Origin of the sequence: Brevibacillus borstelensis, from assembly GCF_037834415.1 — a bacterium.
GTDB lineage: Bacteria > Bacillota > Bacilli > Brevibacillales > Brevibacillaceae > Brevibacillus > Brevibacillus borstelensis_A.
The window spans coordinates 96,395-115,181 of the sequence record NZ_JAUMSJ010000003.1; the positions used below are offsets into that span (position 1 = coordinate 96,395).

Here is an 18,787-nt window from a genome sequence, read left to right on the forward strand (position 1 = left end):
TCGATTGATTAATGAAAAAAAGCATTGTAATGATTTTTTTCATCGACGGAGGTGTTCCCTATCCAACCCTCGCTCCGCTTAAATCAAGACTGGATGGTAACGCGGCTGGAGAAGGAAGAAGCAGCAGGCTTCAGCGAAGCTCAGCTGCGGACATTATCGCGTTCATTTACGTCAGACGCGATCCAGCACTTGAAGCAAAGCATAGCTGCCCATCTCCCTGAATTGGATGATTACCAGGTCATCGAACTTTTTTGTTCCTCTCATCGCTTCCTCGTTTGGAAGGACATCAGGCATGTTGTCATCGCCTTGACAGAGGGACACGATCATAGAAACCCGCAATCGGATACCAGTCCGGGCCATTCTGTGGACAATGAATATTTTATCGCCCAGTCCGCTGCCATGAAGCAAGTGATGAACATTATCCAAAAAGTGTCTTATGTAGATTCTACAGTCCTGCTCCTGGGCAAATCTGGCGTGGGGAAAGGAGCGATTGCCAGACTGATCCATACATCGAGCAGGCGAAAATCGGAGACCTTTCTGTCGATCAACTGCGGAGCCATCCCCGAGTCGCTAATGGAAGCCGAGCTGTTCGGTTACGAGGCAGGGAGCTTTACCGGAGGGAATAAGAACGGCAGAAAAGGACTTTTTGAAGCAGCCCACAACGGAACGATCTTCCTCGATGAAATCGGAGAGCTGCCTTACGCCCTGCAAGTAAAGCTGCTGGAAGTCCTTCAGGAAAAACAGATCAGGCGTGTAGGCGGCACGGAGAATATTCCGGTAAATGTGCGGATCATTGCCGCAACCAACCAGGACTTGTCCCGGCTCGTCGCAAGCAAGAAATTTCGCGAGGATCTCTACTACCGCCTTCATGTTGTTCCCATCGAAATTCCCGCCCTCAAAGAACGATCAGATGACATCTCTTTGCTTCTCCACTACTTTTTGCGAAAATACACGACGCAATATAAAAAATCCAAGACGATTCACCCGGAAGTTCTGCAGGCGTTTGTCCAATACGAATGGCCGGGCAACGTAAGGGAGCTGGAAAACATGATCGAACGGCTCGTCATTACGACAGAAGATCAGGAAATACAGCTGCATGATCTTCCCGCCTCCGTTCGTTCTTGCCAGAGCACAAGCTTGCTTCCCGTCCTTGACAGTCAAACTGGCCTCCTCTCTTTAAAGCAAGCGAAAAAGCAGCTGGAAAAAGAGATGATCCTGAAAGCCTATCAACTTTACAAGAGCTCCTATAAAGCTGCAGAAGCATTAGGCGTCGATCAATCCACGATCGCCAAAAAATTGAAAGAATATCGGAAAAATGGCTGGTGATTGTAACGTGAGCAGGCTGACAATCGCACTCGCCCAGTTGCGGGTGATTCCCAAACACAAAAAAGCAAATTTGCAGCGAGCTTTGGCAACGTTGGAGGAAGCAAAAAAGCGAGGAGCAGACTACGTTCTTTTTCCTGAAATGTTTTTGACCGGTTTTTATATTGCCGATGCGATTGAACAACTGGCAGAGCCGCTCTCCGGCGAAAGCATCCGCGCGATTCAAAATCATGCCAAGAGGCTGCACATCGGTGTTTTATTGGGGTTCGCCGAAGCATGCGCAGACGAATTTTACAACACCGCCGTTTTTATTGGCAAAAACGGAGAAATTCAAGGCGTCTCCCGGAAAGTCCATCTCTATGACAAAGAGAAGGAATACTTGCAGCATGGCACCGAATGTCAGGTTTTTCAAACGGAATACGGAACGATTGGCTTTATGATCTCCTATGACATGGAATTTCCGGAAATCCCCCGCATCTTGGCTACGAAGGGAGCTGAAATCATTTTCATCCTTGCTTCCAACATGGTTCCGTTTCAGCACTATCAGAACATCCTCCTGCGGGCCAGAGCGATGGAAAACCATATATTTGCCGCACTGGTGAACAAAGTGGGGTTGGAGGAAGACATCTTGTTTTTCGGGGAAAGCGAAGTCATTTCCCCGGATGGCAGCAGCCTTTATCTCGGAGGAAACGACGAAGAACTGGGGATCGTCACGCTTGATCTGTCGGAAATCAAGCGGATAAAGGAGCAGTACCCGTTTAACTACATGGAAAGCCGTCGGAAAGACATATATAAAGCGAATCATTTGGTGTAACCTGCGCCGTCAGTTTCGGCCTGTTTCAACCTCTTCAGCTTTGCCGCGCAAGAGAGTAGAGCGCAATATGTTTCCCGTTGAACACGACCTCGCGTTCAAAGTCCATTCCTATTTTTCTCGCCACGTTGACGGAGCTGTGGTTGTCAAATTGAATAAGCGAGACCAGCCGCATTTTTCCCAGTTGAGAAAAGCCGAAATCCCGCAAAGCCAGGGCTGCTTCCGACGCATAGCCGTGCCCCCAATGCTTTCTCGCGACCCAATAGCCGATTTCTGTTTCTTCCCGCTCTTCCACGAGCTGGGGAACGAGTCCCGCATGTCCGATCGGTTCACCGTCAGACCTTTTGGCAACGACCATCAGTCCGAGACCTAGCCCCTCTTCGCGGCGCCTGATCCATGCCCGCAGCCGTTCGGCGGTCTGCTCTTTTGTCCAGACGTTGCCTTGACCGATATACCTCATGACCTCTGGATTGCCCGTCATCGACATCATCTATAGCGTATGAAAACCTCCTCGAAGCGCACGAGGAGGTTTTCTAGGTGGAAGACGTCTATTCTTTTACCATCACAAAACCGAGTAATCCCGGACCTACATGGGTACCGATCACCGGGCCAATCTCCAACATGTAAGAATCGGTGACCTGGAACTCTTGCTTGATCGCCGCCAAATGCTCCGCCGCTTGATCAGGTACGGCACTGTGCAGCATCGCTACCTTCACCGGCTGGCCGGAGGCGTATTCCATGAGCGCCTCCTTGACGCGCGCGATTGCTTTTTTGGTCCCTCTTACTTTGTCAAAAGCAGCGACGTACCCCGCCGGGTCCAAGGTCAAAATCGGTTTAATATTAAGCAAGGAGCCGATGACTGCCGAAGCTTTTCCAATCCGGCCTCCCTTTTGCAAAAATTCCAGCGTATCGACGATAAAATAGACCTGTACTTCATCGAGATAGCGGTCGATCATGTCGAGGATCTGCTGCTTGCTTTTTCCGTCGCGAGCAGCTTTTGCCGCTTCTACGCAGAGCATCCCGTATACGAAAGAAGCTTTGCGCGAGTCAATGACGGTGATATCGAGCTGCTCTTCCATCATCGATTGAGCAATGACCGCAGACTGATATGTACCGGACAGTGAGCCGGACAGCATGATCGCGATGATTTGTACGTCTTTGCCGTGCTGCTCCCGGATTCGTTTGTACGTTTCAGCGAAGTCCAGCGGCGACGGCTGGGATGTGGTCGGCATCACATCCGTATGCTTCAATTTTTCAAAAAACATGGCAGATGTAATGGAGACCCCGTCCATGTAAGTCTCTTCTCCAAACATCACCTTCAGCGGAACTGACACGATTCCGAGCGATTCGCGCAGCTCAGAATCGATGTCAGCCGCACTGTCCGTTACAATCACAATGGACATGTACACAACTCCTCTCCTCGGAAGCGAGTCAAAAGGACATCCCGGTCTGACTACTCCACAGCGAAAATAAACGGATAAAGCGGCTGTCCGCCCACATGGATTTCCACGTCCACGTCCGGGAAAGCTTCATCCAACGCCTGAGCGAGTTCTTCCGCCTGCTTCTCTTCGGCGCCTTCCCCGATAAAAATCGTCACGATGCCTGTCTCGTCATCGACAAGCTGAAACAGCAGCTCTTTGGCGATGCCCATCGGATCAGGGCCTGATGAGATAATCTCTTTTTCGGCAATCCCGATGAAGTCCCCCTGCCTGATCTCGACATCGCCCATTTTTGTATCGCGTACCGCGTGGGTCACCATGCCTGTCTTTACCTGTTCGATGGAGGAAGCCATTGCCCTCTGATTTTCTTCCAGGGAGGCTCCCGCATTAAAAGCGATCAACGCGGCCATCCCTTGGGGAATGCTCTTGGACGGAACTACCGTAACAGACTTGTCCGCCAGTTCGGCTGCCTGTTTCGCCGCCATCACGATATTGCTGTTGTTCGGCAGGATAATGATCTCTTCCGCATTCAGTTCGTCAATGGCCGAAAGGAAGTCTTCCGTGCTCGGGTTCATCGTTTGGCCGCCTTCCACGACGATGTGAACACCCATGCTGCGGAAAATATCGGCCAGACCAGGGCCAGCCGCAACGGCGATCAATCCATACGGAAGCGAGGCTGCTTCCGGAGCAGAAACAGGAGGCTCCTGAGCAGTCTTTCTCTCCTCCTCGCGCAAAATGTTGGCGTGCTGTTCCCGCATGTTCTCGATCTTGATCCGATGCAAGCTGCCAAACTGCTGGGCATATTGAAGCACGTCCCCCGGATGCTCGGCGTGTATATGTACTTTGACCATGTCCTCATCAGAAACGACTAAAAGCGAATCTCCCATCTGGTCCAGCCGGGAACGGAACGCCGCTTCCGAAAACGGCTTTTTGTTGGCTTCCGTGCTGTGTGTCAGCCAAACCATAAACTCGGTACAATAGCCAAAATGGATGTCCTCTGTTTTCATGTGGACTTGAGCATTGTGCTGCTCGTGAACCAGCTCTTCCATATTCAGCTTGGCAGCGGGCGCCTTCGCTTCCCTGACCTGATCATCCGTCTCGCCGCGAAGCGCCCGAATAAAGCCTTCGTACACAAACAGAAGTCCCTGTCCACCCGAATCCACTACGCCTACCTCTTTTAAAACGGGCAGCATGTCGGGAGTTCGCAGGAGTGTCTCTTTTGCCTGCTCATACGTTTTTTCCATGACCAAGCGAACATCGTCTGTCGAGCGTGCCGTTCGAACAGCCGTTTCGGCCGCTTCACGGGCTACAGTCAAAATCGTGCCCTCGACCGGCTTCATCACCGCCTGGTAGGCTGAATCTACTCCGGCCTTCAACGCTTCGGCAAACTGGCGGGCGTTGATCTCGTCTTTTCCGTTTACCGCTTTGCTGAATCCGCGAAACAACTGGGAGAGAATCACGCCGGAATTCCCCCTCGCTCCCATCAACAGTCCCCTGGCCAAAGCGGCCGCAGACTCTCCGATCTTGGGAGATTCCTTTCGTGCAAGCTCCTCTGCTCCCGATGTGAGCGTCAAATTCATGTTTGTCCCCGTGTCACCATCCGGAACGGGAAAGACGTTTAATCCATCCACCACTTTGGCGTTGCTGGACAGGAGCCTCGCCCCCAGATAAACCATCCGGCTAAACAGCACGCCGTCAAGACGCGTATGTACCAACTGATGTTCCTCCTTACGTATCCCTGTCTGTACGGACTCCCTGTACAAAAATATTTACAGCCGTAACATCGATGCCTACCATCTGTTCCAAGGTGTAGCGTACGCGCCTTTGAACATTGCCAGCGACTTCGGAAATTTTCACGCCGTACGTGACGATAATATGCATGTCCAGAATGACTTCGCCGTTCTGATTATGGACGACTACCCCTTTGCTCAGGTTGTCTCTGCCCAGCATCTCGGCAATCCCGTCTTTGAGTGCTTTGCGGGAAGCCATGCCGACCAAACCGAACACTTCCATAGCGGCCCCTCCAGCTATCCGCGCAATCACATCTTCAGTCACATCGATTTTTCCAAGAGGTGTGCTCATCTCCACTGTCATGCAAGGACTCCTCCTTTTTTCAAACGGCATCGCCGTCGATTGTAACAGTAACCGTACCAGTAAGCATGTACGACATTGCCGCCGTCCATACCGCATAGATCTGCTCCGATATCCGCTGGCCTGTACAAAGTGCCCCTACAAGACAAATACCGCTTGCAAAAAGAACTTCTTCCGAACCGAAGAAGCGGCAACCCATGCATTTCCATGCTTCTCCCAATTTTACACCATGAATAAGTAGAAATGAAGCGATTTTGTCGAATCACGGCCAAAACAGAAGGAGAATGGCTTTTCCTCATGTCAAGTATTGCAATTGACAGGGGCGTATGCTAAGATAAGCAAGTGTTTGTATTATCTAAACAAAACAAGGTATCCCGTTTATATGCATCGAGGGAGGTGGATCGTAATGGCACGTCGCTGCTTTGTAACTGGCCGTTCTGGCAAAACTGGTAACGCTCGCTCCCACTCCATGCGCGCAAATCGCCGCAAATGGGGTGTTAACGTACAAAAAGTGCGCATTCTCGTAGATGGTAAACCGAAGCGCGTTTATGTAAGCACTCGAGCGCTGAAATCCGGTCTGGTAACTCGCGTATAGTCACGCGTTTTCAACCGAACATCAGTAAAAAAAGCACCCGCGAGGTGCTTTTTTGCTTTTCCCTGCTGCTTCCCCTGCTTCGACTGAAGGAGACCGCTGCCTTCATTTCTTCTTATTAAATGCCTCGATGACAGCGCGAATCATGCCACCTATAAACTTCGGCAACTTGATGGTGTAAAACCGCATGACTACCCCTCCTTACCGAAATTACTTCGTGTGATACAGATACCAGCCAGCCCCGATGAGTCCTGCCGCCAACAGGCTATACCAAACCCACGGAGGTGCCGAGTACAATAGAATGGTAATACCTCCGACAGCCAATGCCACCCCGAGAACACGTCGCAAGGCGCCCCCCTGTCGCAGGCGAAAGGAGCGCAATCCCATTTCATGCCGCACCTCCTTCGGGCGTTCTTTCGATACGTGCATATTACATCTTATTCCGCTCTGGGATAAACATGTGTCTCACCTTGTCGAAACAAAAAAATTCAGGCAACATTTTGCTGCCTGAATACTCTATGCGGCAGAAGCCGCCAATATGCGTGTTTCTTCAGAAAAAATGTGGCTACGCCAGTCTGTTTCGCACCGGGAACAGGAGCTGAGGCGCGCTCGACAGGACGACAGTCAAAACAATCCCTGTAATGATCATCTCCGGAAGCAGGTAGGTGATGTTGTAGACGAAAGAGTAAACAGCCACCGGTATACCCTCTGGCGTATATTCACCGAACCAGTATACTCCGGAGAAGAAATGGCACAAAAACCGTCCGATCACGCCGACGAACAGGACGCTCCACAGAGCCGTTACCTTGCTCGTATACTTCTCGATCGTCGACAGGCGAACCAGACCGGCCAATCCGAGTGCCCCGAATGCGACCGGATAATCAAGCAGCAGTTGGATCGGATGAACGTAACCGCTGCCAAAGAAGGTTTGCAGCATACCGACCAGCATGCCGCAGATCACACCTGGCAAAAGACCGCGACGGACCGCAATCAGAGCGATCGGCACCATCACGAGGGAAACAGACCCCCCTTGCGGCATTTGATATACCTTAATCTCGCTGAATACAAGCGCGAGCGCTGTCATCATGGCCATTTCCAGCAAGATAAGCAATCGTTGCCTGGACATTTCATCTCCACTCCCTTTTTGTTTGTATAAGGAAATACCGAATATAAATAGCAGAAAAAACGCAAAAGCTACTCGGTTCAACCTGATTCTAGCCCAAGGCCGAATGTCTGTCAAAAATGAAAACGCCCGCAGCCTATAGGCTCCGAGGCGTTGCATTCGCTTTTTGTTTACAGCATTTTTTCCAAGAACTGCTTGGCTCGCTGGCTCTTGGGACTGACGAAGAATTCGCTCGGAGGCGCGTCCTCCACCAATCTTCCTCCATCCAGGAAACAGATCCGGTCAGCGACCTCGCGGGCAAAATTCATCTCGTGCGTAACGATCGCCATCGTCATCCCTGTATGGGCGAGCCCTTTCATGACCTCCAGCACCTCTTTGACCATTTCCGGGTCGAGCGCCGATGTCGGCTCGTCAAACAGCATGATTTCCGGTTCCATCGCAAGCGACCTGGCGATGGCAACCCGCTGCTTTTGTCCACCCGAGAGCCGGTTGGGAAAGACATCCGCCTTGTCGGACAACCCGACACGGGCCAAAAGCTCCCTTGCTTTTGCTTCCGCCGCTCCCTTGGAAAGTCCCTTCACCTTGATCGGAGCGTAGGTGAGATTGTCCAGAACGCTCATGTGCGGAAACAGGTGAAAATGCTGAAACACCATGCCGATCTTTTGGCGAATCCGCATCACGTCTGCCTTCGGATCGGTGATCGCCTGCCCGTCGATGACGATCGTCCCCTTCGTCGGCGTCTCCAGCAGGTTCAGACAGCGCAGAAGCGTCGATTTGCCGGAGCCGGATGGACCGATGATCGCCACGACGTCTCCGCGGCCGATCTCCGTGGAGATGTCATGCAACACATCGAGAGAACCGAATGATTTGCTTACATTTTGAATCTTAATCACTGCGCCTCATCCTCCTCTCCAGCACGCGGGCTACCCATGTGAGCAGCATGACCATGACGTAATAGAGCAAGCCTGCCAGCAGATACGGTTCAAAATAGCGGAAGATCGTCCCTTTGACGATGTTGGCGTTCTGCATGATATCCGCCAGGCCAATCGTGGAGACGAGCGCCGATTCCTTCAGCAGCGCGATTGTTTCGTTCACCAGCGCGGGCAGGATGTTTTTCACCGCCTGCGGCAAAATGATGTCCGTCATCATTTGGCGATACGGAACGCCGAGAGCCTTCGCCGCTTCCCACTGTCCCTTGTCGACCGCCAAAATCCCTCCGCGGATCGTCTCCGAAATGTATGCGGCGGAGTTGAGCGTAAAGGTCAAAACAGCCGCTTCAAACTTGGAGATGTCATAGCCTATGAGCTGCGGAGTGGCAAAGTAAATGAGTGTCAGCTGCAGGATGAGCGGCGTGCCGCGAAAGATAGAAGTGTAGGCGACCGCAAACGCCTTCAGCAGTCGAATGTTTGATATTTTGATGAGTGCAAGCAAGGAGCCCCAGATAAAACCGAACACGACCGACAGGAGTGTTACCTGTAATGTGACCTTTATCCCGTTTAGTATAAAGGGGATATAGGGCACTATTTGCGCGAAATCCAAACTCATGCCCTCTCGACTCCTTTTCGAATGAAACTGCGCTTTTCAGATCGGGACAGACGCCCTTTTGTCAGCGGATTACTGGCCGAACCACTTTTTGATCAGCTTGTCCATCTCGCCGTTTTCCTGCATCGTTTTAATCGCTTTGTTGAACTCTTCCACATGAGCAGAGCCTTTCGGGAATGCGATGGCGGAGCCGTTGACTTCATCGCTTTGGATCGTAGTGAACTGCAGTTCCGGATTCGCTTCCACATAGCCCTTGGCGACCGTATCCTCCAGGATTGCCGCATCTACGCGGCCCGTTTTTACTTCTTCCACGATTTCACCTGTTTTGTTCAGGGAAACGATTTCCAGTCCTTGCATCGTCTTTTGCAAGTCTTTGGCTGCGCCTTCCTGAATGGAGCCGGTTTGTACAGCTATCTTTTTGCCCGCAAGCTGCTCCGGCTTGGTCAGGTCGCTTTCCTTTTTGGAGACAATCGTATTTTTCGCATCGTAGTAAATCGTGGAGAAATCGGCGTTCTGCAGACGCTCAGGCGTAGGCGTCATGCCGGCCATGACGAAATCGGCGCGCTTTGACTGAAGAGCAGGCACGAGTCCGTCAAAGTTCATATCGACCACTTCGATTTCATAGCCGAGCTCTTTTCCGATGTACTTGGCGATGTCAACGTCAAAGCCGACAATCTCGTCCTTCCCGCTGGACAAGTCGTGGTATTCATACGGCTTGTAGTCAGCAGATGTAGCCATGACAAGCTTCTTTCCGCCTCCGGCCGCTTGTCCGGCAGGCTCTTGGCCCGCAGGCTGCTGTGCGGTGCCCGGCTGGTTTCCTGTGCCGCAGCCGGCCAGTACGGCTACTGCCAGAAGAGAAGAAAGTGCAAGCGAAGCAAATGCGGATTTTTTCATGGTGAATTGAATCCCCCTTTTGTTGTTTCGTATCTTCCAAATTGGTCAGCAAAAACATAAGCGCAAAGCTGTCTGGTACGAAAAATAAAAATTACTTTGCCCGACAACTAATATTTATACAACGAAATGAGTAATTTAATCAATACTAAAATTATTCCGCTGAATATTCACAAAATTCATAGCCACCAAGTCCTCTTTCACCACTTTCAAGTCCACAAAGACATATAGTTGCTGCATCAGCACACGCTGCCTCTTGGTCGGCTATTATTAAATGTAAAACGTCATGAAAAAGATGATAGATCATGAACAAATTTACAGAAAAAAAGAATCATTTGTCAGCCGCTTTCTGGCATAATGAATAAGAATCGAGAAAAAGACAGTCACAGGAGGACGAAAACATGACCACGAACTGGACAGCATACTTCCGCGAGCAATTGCCGGACATCCTGGAAGAGCTTCGCCGTTATGTGGAGATGGAGTCGCCTACCCACAACAAAGAGGCCGTGGATCAGGTGGGTGCATTCATCGCTGACCGATTCCGCGCCCTCGGCTGCAGGGTGGATACATACCCGCAGAAGGAGTACGGGGACCAGCTTCGCGTGGAATACGGGGAAGGCGAGGAGCAAATTCTTATCCTGGGTCACTTCGATACGGTAAAAGAGATCGGCACCTTGAGCCGAGAACCGTGGCGCATCAAGGATGGAAAGGTGTACGGGCCAGGAACATATGATATGAAAGCGGGCATTGTTTTTTGCTACTACGCCTTGCGGGCCATTATCGAGCAAAAGCTCCCGCTCTCCCGAAAGCTTGTCTTCTTCTGGAACACGGATGAAGAGACAGGCAGCCTATCTTCGGAAGAATTGATCAAGGAAGAGGCCAAGCGGAGCCGCTGTGCGCTTGTGATCGAACCGGCAGCCGGAGACGGCTCGCTCAAGACCAGCCGAAAAGGCGGCGGCGAGTTTCTGCTGAAGGTCAAAGGCCGGGCCGCGCATGCTGGAAATGATCATGCCAAGGGAATCAACGCGATCGAGGAATTGGCCCATCACGTGCTGGCGATTCAATCCTGGACGAATTACGAGGCGGGCACCACTCTGTCTGTCGGCACCATTCAAGGGGGCAGCGTGAGCAACGTCGTGCCTGATTATGCAGAAGCGGTCATCGATGTACGAGTATCTTCGGCTGAAGAAGCGGCGCGGATTACCCGCTCCATGGACCAGCTGCAGCCGGTATTGCATGGCGCCGAGCTGATCGTCGAAGGCGGTATTCCCAAGCCGCCAATGGAGCGGACAGCCGGGACGGAGCGACTTTTTTTGCATGCCCGCGAAGCTGCGCGTCTGGAAGGCTTCGATTTGACAGAAACAGGGGTAGGCGGCACGAGCGATGGAAATTTTGCCGCTTCGGTCGGCACTCCGACACTTGACGGCTTGGGACCAAAAGGCGATGGCGCCCACGCTTCCTACGAGCATGTCGAAATCGACAGCATTCCTCAAAAAACCGCTCTCTTGGTGAGATTGTTCACAACCTTGTAATTTTTCCCACCAGTGCATATAATGGGAGAAGAATATATAGGAGTGTGACAACATGGAAACTGTAAAACCACTGCCTAGCAACCCTGTCGGTTTTTGGCGAAGACTAGGCGCGAACCTGCTTGATGGAGTTATCATTGGTATTCCGTTGGTACTTCTTACCTGGCTGATTACGGGAGGCTTTGAGGACAATCTCGTCTCCAACCTGATCTCTACCCTGTATTCCTTGCTGGTGCCGGTTTTTTGGTACGGCTATACCGTAGGGAAGAAAATCGTCGGGATTCGCATTGTAAAGATGGATGGCAGCCCTGTCGGCATCGGAACGATGCTGCTTCGCCTGATTGTCGGCATGGGACTCGTATACGGCCTTACTTTTGGAATCGCCGCTATCGTCAGTGCCATCATGGTTGGCGTTCGCGAAGACAAACGCGCCATTCACGATCTGATTGCAGGAACGTATGTAACATCCAATAAGCCATGATTTTGATTATCGCCATGCAATAGAAAAAGACCGGGAGCTTCATGCCCCGGTCTTTTCCATGCGCTTTTTTACCCGCGAATCGCAGCAATCGCCGCTGCCCGGTCCGCTTGATTGAACACCGCGCTGCCAGCCACGAGAACGGTAGCTCCCGCTTCTTCGCACAGCCGTGCCGTCTCTGTGTTTACACCGCCGTCAATTTCGATCTCGACGTGTCCCCAACCTAGCTCATCCAGAACTCGGCGCAGCTCTTTGATCTTCGGCACGACACTGTGGATGAACTTCTGACCGCCAAATCCAGGGTTGACAGTCATGAGCAGGACGATGTCCAGATCGCCCAGCATCGGTTCAATCGTCGCGATCGGTGTAGCCGGGTTCAGGACGACACCGGCTTTCACTCCCTGCTCCTTGATCAGATAGATCGTTCGATGCAAATGGCGGCAAGCCTCCTGATGGACGGTGATCCAGTCCGCTCCGCTTTTGGCGAATTGCGGGATGTAGCGGTCTGGCTCTTCAATCATCAGGTGCACATCCAAAGGCAGCTTCGTTACGGGACGAATGGCGTCGACGATCAAGGGACCAATCGTAATATTGGGAACAAAATGTCCGTCCATTACATCTACGTGAATCCAATCCGCGCCGCCGCGCTCAACATCGCGAATCTCCTCGCCCAGACGGGCAAAATCGGCGGACAGGATAGAAGGGGCGATTTTTACCATGGTTTGTTCCTCCGTTGGTATTCTTTCAGTTCTTCCCGAAATTGCTTGTAGTGCTCATAGCGCTCCAAATCGAGCTTGCCTGCTTTCAAGGCGCTCTGGACAGCGCAGGAGGGTTCGCTGACATGAAGGCAGCCGCGGAACTTGCACTCGCCGCTGAGAGCGGCAAAATCACGGAATGCCTCCGCCAGGTCCAGCTCGTCGATCCCGATGAATTCCAGCGAGCTGAATCCCGGCGTATCCGCTACATAACCGCCGCCTTCCAGCGGAATCAACTCCACGTGGCGGGTGGTGTGACGGCCTCTCCCGAGCTTCTGGCTGACATCGCCTGTCTGCAGACTCGTGCCCGGGAACAAGGCGTTGATCAGGGAGGATTTCCCCACACCGGACTGGCCGGCAAAGACAGAGATTCGACCGCGAAGCTCCTCCCGCACCAAATCGATCCCGCGCTCCTGCTTCGTCGACGTAGGGATGATGCGGTAGCCGATCGCTTCGTACTTGCGGACGATCGCTTCCACTTCGCTGTCTGGCGCCTTGTCTGCCTTGGAGAGAACGATCACGGACTCAATGCCGGCATGCTCCGTATGCACGAGAAACTTGTCCAGCAAAAAGGAAGTGAATGCAGGCTCGACCATGGAAAAGACAAGGATGGCCTGATCCACATTGGAGACGGGAGGACGAACCAGTTCATTTGTCCGCTCGCCCACTTCCATGACGTATCCTTCCGTCTCACTGGTCGGATCGTACACGACCCAGTCCCCGACCAGCGGATTGATTTTGGCTCCTTTTTTCTTGAACAGCCCCCGCGCCCTGCATTGGTAAACCCGGCTGTCATCGTCCACATAGTAGAACCCGCTTAACGCTTTGACGATCCGTCCTTCTGGCATTCATGTCCCCCCAACTGCTTAGTACATAACATTATCGTAACTGATTTCGTCGTTTGATGTTTCTATTCCAGCCCGGATAACCTTGATCCTTGCGTTTTTCTTCGGAGAAACCACGATCGGAACATCGAATGTATGGCTTTCCGTAATTTTAACATCTTCAACGACAATGTCGTCTCCACGGGCATCACTGACAGTGATTTTTACCGGTACTTCTCCTTCACCTTCCAGCACCTCTACGTAAACCGGGGTGCTAGTGACCTTGGCGTCAGCCGGATATTGGCCGTTGCTGACGGTGACCGGAATCGCTGTGCCCTTTGTGACCATCATGCCTGGATCATACGGATGGGTGTTCAAAACCATATTGGGCTGGCTGCCATGCTGGTACGACGGCTCCGCTTTGATCGCTGTTTCGTCGATCAAAAGACCTTCCTTGAAGAGCCTGATCCGCGCTTGCTCCAATGCTAATCCTCGCACCTCTGGCATCTTTACCTGAGCCTTTCCTTTGCTCACTTCCACGAGCACTTCCGTCTTGCCCGGCACGACTTCCTGATCAGGCGGCGGGAACTGATTGATGACCTCGCCCGCGGGGACTTCATCCGACTCTTTTTCCGTGAATGTCTTGTCGGTTATTTTGAATCCTTTTGACTTCAGCTCATTTTCCGCGACGGTCCGCGCCTTTCCGGTAAGGTTCGGCATTTTAATCGCCTCTTGTCCAATGCTGACATACAAAGTGACGACGGCATTTTCCTTCAGCTTCATCGGCGGCGACGGATCCTGGCTGATGACCATCCCCTTCTCCACCGTGTCATGGGCTTCCTCCACAACCTTAGGGACCAGCTTGGCCGCCCGTATCTGTTGTTCCGCCGCCGTCCGCTCGCTCCCTTGGACAAGCGGCACATCAACTTCCGGTACGGAGGGAAACAGCTCCATGACCAGATTGAAGCCCAAGAAGGCAAGGACGAAGAACAATCCGACTGCCCCTGTCCACAGGGCTGTTTTCATCCACCACGGACGGGACTTCTTCGCTTCGGTGGCCTCCTGGCGCGACGACGTTCCAGTCCGCCCCTTGCCTTCCAGCATTTCCTGCGTAATGACGGGATACGCTTTGGTCGCCTCATCGTCAACCGGAAACTGGATTTTTTCTTCATGCAGCCGCTCCGGCAGCAGGCACGTCTCCAAGTCCTCGAGCATTTCCCGGGCAGACGCGTAGCGCAGGGTCGGGTCCTTGACCAATGCCTTTAAAATGACGTTTTCCACGCTCTGCGGGATGTCCGGATTGACCTGGCGCGGCTCCGGCAGCGGCTCCTGCAGGTGCTTCAGCGCGACAGAGATCGGGGAATCGCCGGAAAAAGGCAGCTTGCCGGTTACCATTTCGTACAGGACGATGCCGAGCGAGTAAATGTCCGATTTTTCAGCCGTAATGCCGCCGCGCGCTTGTTCGGGCGAAAAGTAATGGACGGAGCCGAGCACGGAATTGGTATGGGTGATTGTCGTCGAAGTGACGGCCCTCGCGATACCGAAGTCCGTCACCTTGATGCGGCCGTTTTTCCCGATCAAAATATTGTGCGGCTTGATGTCGCGGTGAATGATCTGATTGGCATGCGCGTGTTCCAGCGCATCGCATATTTCTGCAGCGATCTCGACTGCATCCTCAACCGGGATCGCACCGTTTCGGTTTATCAATTCTTTCAGCGTATACCCTTCCACGTATTCCATGACCATGTAATGGGTATCGCCATCCTGTCCCACATCGTATACACCGACGACATTGGGATGAGACAGGCTTGCCACCGCCTGAGCTTCCCTGCGGAAACGGGTGACAAAATCTTCGTCCGTTCCAAATTGCGAACGGAGCACCTTGACAGCTACCGGCCGATTCAAAACCAAATCCCTGGCCTTGTACACAATCGCCATCCCGCCTCCTCCAACGCGGGCTTCAAGCTGGTAGCGTCCCCCCAGTCGTTGACCTTCCATCTCTCTCACCCCTCTTTCTGAACGGTGTCAACCTTTGCCTGATTGCGTATGGCCACCAATGTGATATTGTCCTCGCCGCCTGCTTCCAGGGCCTGATGAACCAGACCGTCCACCTGATCCTGCAAGGATACGGGTTTTTTCAGCCAGTCTATTAATGCCGGGTACTGCACCTTATTCGTCAAGCCATCTGAGCACAGCAGAACGACATCGCCCTCCGACCACTCAAATTGGCCAAGGTCGATGCGTACGTTCGGCTCGGTTCCGAGCGCCCTCATGATCACGTTGCGCTGCGGATGAACAGATGCTTCCTGCGGAGTGATCTGGCCGCTTTTCAACAGCTCGTGAACGAGAGTGTGATCCTCTGTTTTCTGCACCAGCTCTTCATTTTGAAAGTGATACAGGCGGCTGTCTCCGATGTGGGCGGTAACGACGCCTGCCGGCCCAAGCAAAGCGGCTACGACGGTCGTTCCCATGCCGTTGCATTCGGGATGCTCCTGCGCGTATCGATAGACTTCGTCGTTTGCAACGAGAAGAGCGTTCATCAGGTGCTCCCGTTCGTCTTCCCCGTCAAGCCCCGTTTCCAGATGACGCAGTTCTTTTACTATTCGCTCAACGGCGAGGCGGCTGGCCACATCACCAGCCTGATGCCCGCCCATTCCGTCTGCTACGATTGCCAAAACCCGTCCGCTCACATCGGCGATGCACGCGTAAAAATCTTCGTTAACCTGGCGTACGCAGCCGACGTGAGATTTCATTGCCATTTCCATGGAATCACCCCACGGTTTCTTTCGCATATTGCGCTCGTAATTGTCCGCAGGCAGCCGCAATGTCGCTGCCCTGCTCGCGCCGAATCGTCACGTTGATGCCTCTGTCTTCCAGAATGTTTTTGAACTGGAAGATTTCGTTTCGCGGAGTCCGGACGTAATCCCGCTCCGGCACGTAGTTTACCGGGATCAAATTGACGTGGCACAGCATGTCGCCGATCAGATCGGCGAGCTCCTCGGCGTGCTCGGGCTGATCATTGGTCCCCCCGAACAAGCCGTACTCAAAGCTGATTCTGCGCCCTGTCTTGGAGATGTAGTAGCGGCATGCCTCCAGCAGCTTTTCCAGCGGGAAGCCGCGGTTGATCGGCATCAGCTTGGTCCGCAGCTCCGTATTCGGAGCGTGGAGGGAGATTGCCAGATTGACCTGTCCGCCGCGATCGGCAAACTCGTAGATTTTCGGCACGATGCCGCTGGTGGAGACAGTGATGTGGCGAGCCCCGATGTTCAGGCCGCGGTTGTCGTTAATGATTTGCAGAAAGGCAATCAGGTTCTCGAAGTTCTCGAACGGTTCGCCGATCCCCATCACGACGACGTGGCTGACGCGCGCTCCTTCTTCGTCCAGCTTTCGCTGGGCCATCAGCACCTGGGCAACGATCTCCCCGGCATCCAGATTGCGCTTCAAACCGCCCAGAGTGGATGCGCAGAACGTGCAGCCGATCCGGCAGCCTACCTGGGTCGTCACACAAATGCTGTTGCCGTAGCTGTGGCGCATGATCACAGTCTCGATCGCATGACCGTCAACGAGCTTGAACAAAAACTTGACGGTCCCGTCCTGCGAGGTTTGGTGGGTGATCTCTTCCATCGCCTCGATCCGGAAGGTTTCCGCGAGCTTTTGGCGCAGGTTCTTTGACAGGTTGGTCATTTCCTCAAAGGAACGGACGCGCTTGACGTACAGCCAGTCAAAAATCTGCTGGGCGCGAAACGCCTTGTCTCCGATTTCAACGAGCCATTCTTTCATCTCGTCCGGTGTCAAACTGTATATGAGCGGCTTTTCGCTCGTATAGGAAGTAAGTGGCATTCTTCTTTTTCACATCCTCAAGTCATTGGCTTGGTGCAAATCGTCATCTTATCATTGTACCCTGCATTGTCTGCCGCATCAAACAAGAAATCGGCGGCACACCCGAAAATGCATCGCTTCTCCTAGTGTAAACCATTCTACCCGAGTACAAACGGCAAGGGAGCGGCTTATCCGGAAAACGGCATGCCACCCCCTTGTTTCCTACGCTTTTCGCTTCAGTCGGGCGATGAAGAAGCCGTCACTTTCAAAGTGGTGCGGCAATACTTGCACAAAGCCCTTAGCTGCATTGATTTTATCACAAACAGACTTAGGCAGATCATCCGCAAGCGTACCATCCAGCTCAAACGCCGGGTGATTCTGCACAAACCGCCGAACGACCATCTCGTTTTCCTCCGGCTCGATCGTGCACGTGCTGTAGACGAGCAATCCCCCGGGAGCCAAGAGCTCCGCCACGCTCTGAAGGAGCCGGTACTGAAGCTCTGCTATCGCTTTTACATCATCGGGCGTCTTGTTCCACTTGAGATCCGGCTTTCTCCGAATCACGCCAAAGCCGGTACACGGCGCGTCCAGCAAAATCCGATCGAACAAGCCCAGTTTTTTCTCGCCAAGCGCAAGTGCGTCGGAAACGATCGGCTCAATCATGGTGATCCCCAGCCGCTTTGCATTTTGCGCGATCAAATCGCGCTTGTGCGGATGCACATCGCTGGCGATTATTTCTCCTTCATTCTTCATCAGTGCGGCGATATGGGTCGTTTTCCCGCCCGGAGCCGCACAGGCATCGAGCACTCTCATACCCGGAGCGACAGCCAGCGAGGGGGCTACAAGCATGGAGCTTTCGTCCTGAACCGTAAAGTACCCCTGGCGAAACAGCTCCATCCCCGCCGCGTGTCCGCCCTCCATGACAAGGCCATCGGGGCTGACGGCGGAAGGCACTGCCTGCGGAAATTGCTGCTTCAGCTTGCCGAGCAGCTCGTCTCTCGTCGTCTTCAGCGTGTTGACCCGAATGGAAGTGCGTGGCGGACGGTTGTTGCTTTCACAGATCAGCCTGGTCGCCTCGATACCGTACTGCGCCGTCCACCTGCGCACGAGCCATTCCGGATGGGATTGCTCGACCGACAGCCGCTCTACCGCATCTCCGCTCCCGAGCTTGTCCCAAAGATCGGGACTGCGAAGCGCATTGCGCAAAACGCCGTTTACCATCGAGGCGATACCTTGATGTCCTCTGCGTTTGGCGATTTCCACCGCCTCGTGGACGACCGCCCGATCGGGAATCCGGTCGAGGAAGCGGATCTGATACAGACTGAGACGGAGCAAATTCTTCACCCACGTCTGCACCTTCTTGCCCCGTATGAAACGATCCAGCGCCGCATCCAGCGTCAGTCGGCGCTGGATCGTGCCATACACCAGCTCCGTCACCAGTCCGGCGTCGGGAGCGCGCAACTCCTCGCGGTCCAGGACGTGTTTAAGCTCGAGATTGCTGTACGACTGATGTTCCTCCACCCGGTTCAGGACATCGAGGGCAATGTCACGCGCACCTTTTTTTGCCACT

General features: G+C 53.2%; 21 protein-coding genes. 5 read left to right on the plus strand and 16 right to left on the minus strand.

Annotated elements, in window-relative coordinates; genetic code table 11:
• The first annotated feature begins 93 nt into the window (after positions 1-93).
• Positions 94-1,326, plus strand: a complete 1,233-nt coding sequence (locus tag Q3F21_RS04020) for a sigma-54 interaction domain-containing protein (protein WP_340250187.1) — start codon at positions 94-96, stop codon at positions 1,324-1,326.
• Positions 1,327-1,333: 7 nt separating this feature from the next.
• Positions 1,334-2,137 (plus strand): carbon-nitrogen hydrolase family protein, encoded by an 804-nt coding sequence (locus Q3F21_RS04025; protein ID WP_340250188.1) that lies wholly within the window; start codon positions 1,334-1,336, stop codon positions 2,135-2,137.
• A 34-nt stretch (positions 2,138-2,171) separates the two neighbouring features.
• On the opposite strand, the gene Q3F21_RS04030 is transcribed toward Q3F21_RS04025, so the two are convergent.
• From Q3F21_RS04030 to Q3F21_RS04045, 4 genes are all read right to left on the minus strand, one after another.
• The gene (locus tag Q3F21_RS04030) at positions 2,172-2,615 is read right to left on the minus strand and encodes a GNAT family N-acetyltransferase (RefSeq protein ID WP_340250189.1); all 444 of its coding nucleotides are present in this window, start codon (positions 2,613-2,615) and stop codon (positions 2,172-2,174) included.
• Between the two features lie 67 nt (positions 2,616-2,682).
• Positions 2,683-3,537 (minus strand): DegV family protein, encoded by an 855-nt coding sequence (locus Q3F21_RS04035; protein ID WP_340250190.1) that lies wholly within the window; start codon positions 3,535-3,537, stop codon positions 2,683-2,685.
• Between the two features lie 50 nt (positions 3,538-3,587).
• Positions 3,588-5,288, minus strand: a complete 1,701-nt coding sequence (locus Q3F21_RS04040; protein WP_340250191.1) for a DAK2 domain-containing protein — start codon at positions 5,286-5,288, stop codon at positions 3,588-3,590.
• Positions 5,289-5,301: 13 nt separating this feature from the next.
• Complete coding sequence (locus tag Q3F21_RS04045) at positions 5,302-5,667, minus strand: Asp23/Gls24 family envelope stress response protein (protein WP_003386122.1); 366 nt, start codon at positions 5,665-5,667, stop codon at positions 5,302-5,304.
• A 403-nt stretch (positions 5,668-6,070) separates the two neighbouring features.
• On the opposite strand from Q3F21_RS04045, the gene rpmB reads away from it, so the two are divergent.
• Entirely contained in the window at positions 6,071-6,259 is a 189-nt protein-coding gene (rpmB, locus tag Q3F21_RS04050; RefSeq protein ID WP_003386124.1) for a 50S ribosomal protein L28, read from the plus strand.
• Between the two features lie 102 nt (positions 6,260-6,361).
• Here the strand turns inward: rpmB and spoVM are convergent, their stop codons facing one another.
• The 6 genes from spoVM to Q3F21_RS04080 all read right to left on the minus strand — a co-directional run bounded on the left by spoVM (position 6,362) and on the right by Q3F21_RS04080 (position 9,815).
• Positions 6,362-6,445, minus strand: a complete 84-nt coding sequence (gene spoVM / locus Q3F21_RS04055; RefSeq protein ID WP_003386125.1) for a stage V sporulation protein SpoVM — start codon at positions 6,443-6,445, stop codon at positions 6,362-6,364.
• 21 nt (positions 6,446-6,466) lie between these two features.
• Entirely contained in the window at positions 6,467-6,604 is a 138-nt protein-coding gene (locus tag Q3F21_RS04060; protein WP_340250192.1) for a hypothetical protein, read from the minus strand.
• Positions 6,605-6,821: 217 nt separating this feature from the next.
• A complete protein-coding gene (gene thiT / locus Q3F21_RS04065) occupies positions 6,822-7,382 on the minus strand; it encodes an energy-coupled thiamine transporter ThiT (RefSeq protein WP_340250193.1) in 561 nt (186 codons plus the stop codon).
• A gap of 167 nt (positions 7,383-7,549) precedes the next feature.
• Positions 7,550-8,272, minus strand: coding sequence for an amino acid ABC transporter ATP-binding protein (locus Q3F21_RS04070; RefSeq protein ID WP_340250194.1), 723 nt, complete (start codon positions 8,270-8,272; stop codon positions 7,550-7,552).
• Positions 8,265-8,924 (minus strand): ABC transporter permease subunit, encoded by a 660-nt coding sequence (locus Q3F21_RS04075; protein WP_340250195.1) that lies wholly within the window; start codon positions 8,922-8,924, stop codon positions 8,265-8,267. Before Q3F21_RS04075 ends, Q3F21_RS04070 begins: the two co-directional genes overlap by 8 nt.
• A 69-nt stretch (positions 8,925-8,993) precedes the next feature.
• Positions 8,994-9,815, minus strand: a complete 822-nt coding sequence (locus Q3F21_RS04080; protein ID WP_340250196.1) for a transporter substrate-binding domain-containing protein — start codon at positions 9,813-9,815, stop codon at positions 8,994-8,996.
• A 398-nt stretch (positions 9,816-10,213) separates the two neighbouring features.
• Here Q3F21_RS04080 and Q3F21_RS04085 point away from each other — a divergent pair, with 398 nt between their 5' ends.
• Entirely contained in the window at positions 10,214-11,344 is a 1,131-nt protein-coding gene (locus Q3F21_RS04085) for a M20 family metallopeptidase (RefSeq protein ID WP_340250197.1), read from the plus strand.
• A gap of 52 nt (positions 11,345-11,396) precedes the next feature.
• A complete protein-coding gene (locus Q3F21_RS04090) occupies positions 11,397-11,822 on the plus strand; it encodes an RDD family protein (protein ID WP_340250198.1) in 426 nt (141 codons plus the stop codon).
• A gap of 68 nt (positions 11,823-11,890) precedes the next feature.
• On the opposite strand, the gene rpe is transcribed toward Q3F21_RS04090, so the two are convergent.
• From rpe to rsmB, 6 genes are all read right to left on the minus strand, one after another.
• Positions 11,891-12,538: a ribulose-phosphate 3-epimerase gene (gene rpe, locus Q3F21_RS04095; RefSeq protein WP_340250199.1), complete on the minus strand. Its 648-nt coding sequence runs from the start codon at positions 12,536-12,538 to the stop codon at positions 11,891-11,893.
• The gene (gene rsgA / locus Q3F21_RS04100) at positions 12,532-13,422 is read right to left on the minus strand and encodes a ribosome small subunit-dependent GTPase A (protein ID WP_340250200.1); all 891 of its coding nucleotides are present in this window, start codon (positions 13,420-13,422) and stop codon (positions 12,532-12,534) included. Before rsgA ends, rpe begins: the two co-directional genes overlap by 7 nt.
• A gap of 18 nt (positions 13,423-13,440) precedes the next feature.
• Positions 13,441-15,396 carry a Stk1 family PASTA domain-containing Ser/Thr kinase gene (gene pknB / locus Q3F21_RS04105; protein ID WP_340250201.1) on the minus strand — a complete coding sequence of 652 codons (1,956 nt, stop codon included), beginning with the start codon at positions 15,394-15,396 and terminating at the stop codon, positions 13,441-13,443.
• A gap of 5 nt (positions 15,397-15,401) precedes the next feature.
• Complete coding sequence (locus Q3F21_RS04110; protein WP_340250202.1) at positions 15,402-16,163, minus strand: Stp1/IreP family PP2C-type Ser/Thr phosphatase; 762 nt, start codon at positions 16,161-16,163, stop codon at positions 15,402-15,404.
• A gap of 4 nt (positions 16,164-16,167) precedes the next feature.
• Positions 16,168-17,238 carry a 23S rRNA (adenine(2503)-C(2))-methyltransferase RlmN gene (gene rlmN / locus Q3F21_RS04115; RefSeq protein WP_340250203.1) on the minus strand — a complete coding sequence of 357 codons (1,071 nt, stop codon included), beginning with the start codon at positions 17,236-17,238 and terminating at the stop codon, positions 16,168-16,170.
• A 201-nt stretch (positions 17,239-17,439) separates the two neighbouring features.
• Positions 17,440-18,786 (minus strand): 16S rRNA (cytosine(967)-C(5))-methyltransferase RsmB, encoded by a 1,347-nt coding sequence (gene rsmB, locus Q3F21_RS04120; RefSeq protein ID WP_340250204.1) that lies wholly within the window; start codon positions 18,784-18,786, stop codon positions 17,440-17,442.
• Position 18,787: the final 1 nt, after the last annotated feature.

Excerpts from the sequence above, each read along its gene's own strand:
- Q3F21_RS04020 (WP_340250187.1), top strand. The coding sequence starts at position 94 with ATGGTAACGCGGCTGGAGAAGGAAGAAGCAGCAGGCTTCAGCGAAGCT.
- Q3F21_RS04030 (WP_340250189.1), bottom strand. The coding sequence starts at position 2,615 with ATGACGGGCAATCCAGAGGTCATGAGGTATATCGGTCAAGGCAACGTC.
- Q3F21_RS04035 (WP_340250190.1), bottom strand. The coding sequence starts at position 3,537 with ATGTCCATTGTGATTGTAACGGACAGTGCGGCTGACATCGATTCTGAG.
- Q3F21_RS04045 (WP_003386122.1), bottom strand. The coding sequence starts at position 5,667 with ATGACAGTGGAGATGAGCACACCTCTTGGAAAAATCGATGTGACTGAA.
- rpmB (WP_003386124.1), top strand. The coding sequence starts at position 6,071 with ATGGCACGTCGCTGCTTTGTAACTGGCCGTTCTGGCAAAACTGGTAAC.
- spoVM (WP_003386125.1), bottom strand. The coding sequence starts at position 6,445 with ATGCGGTTTTACACCATCAAGTTGCCGAAGTTTATAGGTGGCATGATT.
- thiT (WP_340250193.1), bottom strand. The coding sequence starts at position 7,382 with ATGTCCAGGCAACGATTGCTTATCTTGCTGGAAATGGCCATGATGACA.
- Q3F21_RS04075 (WP_340250195.1), bottom strand. The coding sequence starts at position 8,924 with ATGAGTTTGGATTTCGCGCAAATAGTGCCCTATATCCCCTTTATACTA.
- Q3F21_RS04080 (WP_340250196.1), bottom strand. The coding sequence starts at position 9,815 with ATGAAAAAATCCGCATTTGCTTCGCTTGCACTTTCTTCTCTTCTGGCA.
- Q3F21_RS04085 (WP_340250197.1), top strand. The coding sequence starts at position 10,214 with ATGACCACGAACTGGACAGCATACTTCCGCGAGCAATTGCCGGACATC.
- Q3F21_RS04090 (WP_340250198.1), top strand. The coding sequence starts at position 11,397 with ATGGAAACTGTAAAACCACTGCCTAGCAACCCTGTCGGTTTTTGGCGA.
- rpe (WP_340250199.1), bottom strand. The coding sequence starts at position 12,538 with ATGGTAAAAATCGCCCCTTCTATCCTGTCCGCCGATTTTGCCCGTCTG.
- rsgA (WP_340250200.1), bottom strand. The coding sequence starts at position 13,422 with ATGCCAGAAGGACGGATCGTCAAAGCGTTAAGCGGGTTCTACTATGTG.
- pknB (WP_340250201.1), bottom strand. The coding sequence starts at position 15,396 with ATGGAAGGTCAACGACTGGGGGGACGCTACCAGCTTGAAGCCCGCGTT.
- Q3F21_RS04110 (WP_340250202.1), bottom strand. The coding sequence starts at position 16,163 with ATGGAAATGGCAATGAAATCTCACGTCGGCTGCGTACGCCAGGTTAAC.
- rlmN (WP_340250203.1), bottom strand. The coding sequence starts at position 17,238 with ATGCCACTTACTTCCTATACGAGCGAAAAGCCGCTCATATACAGTTTG.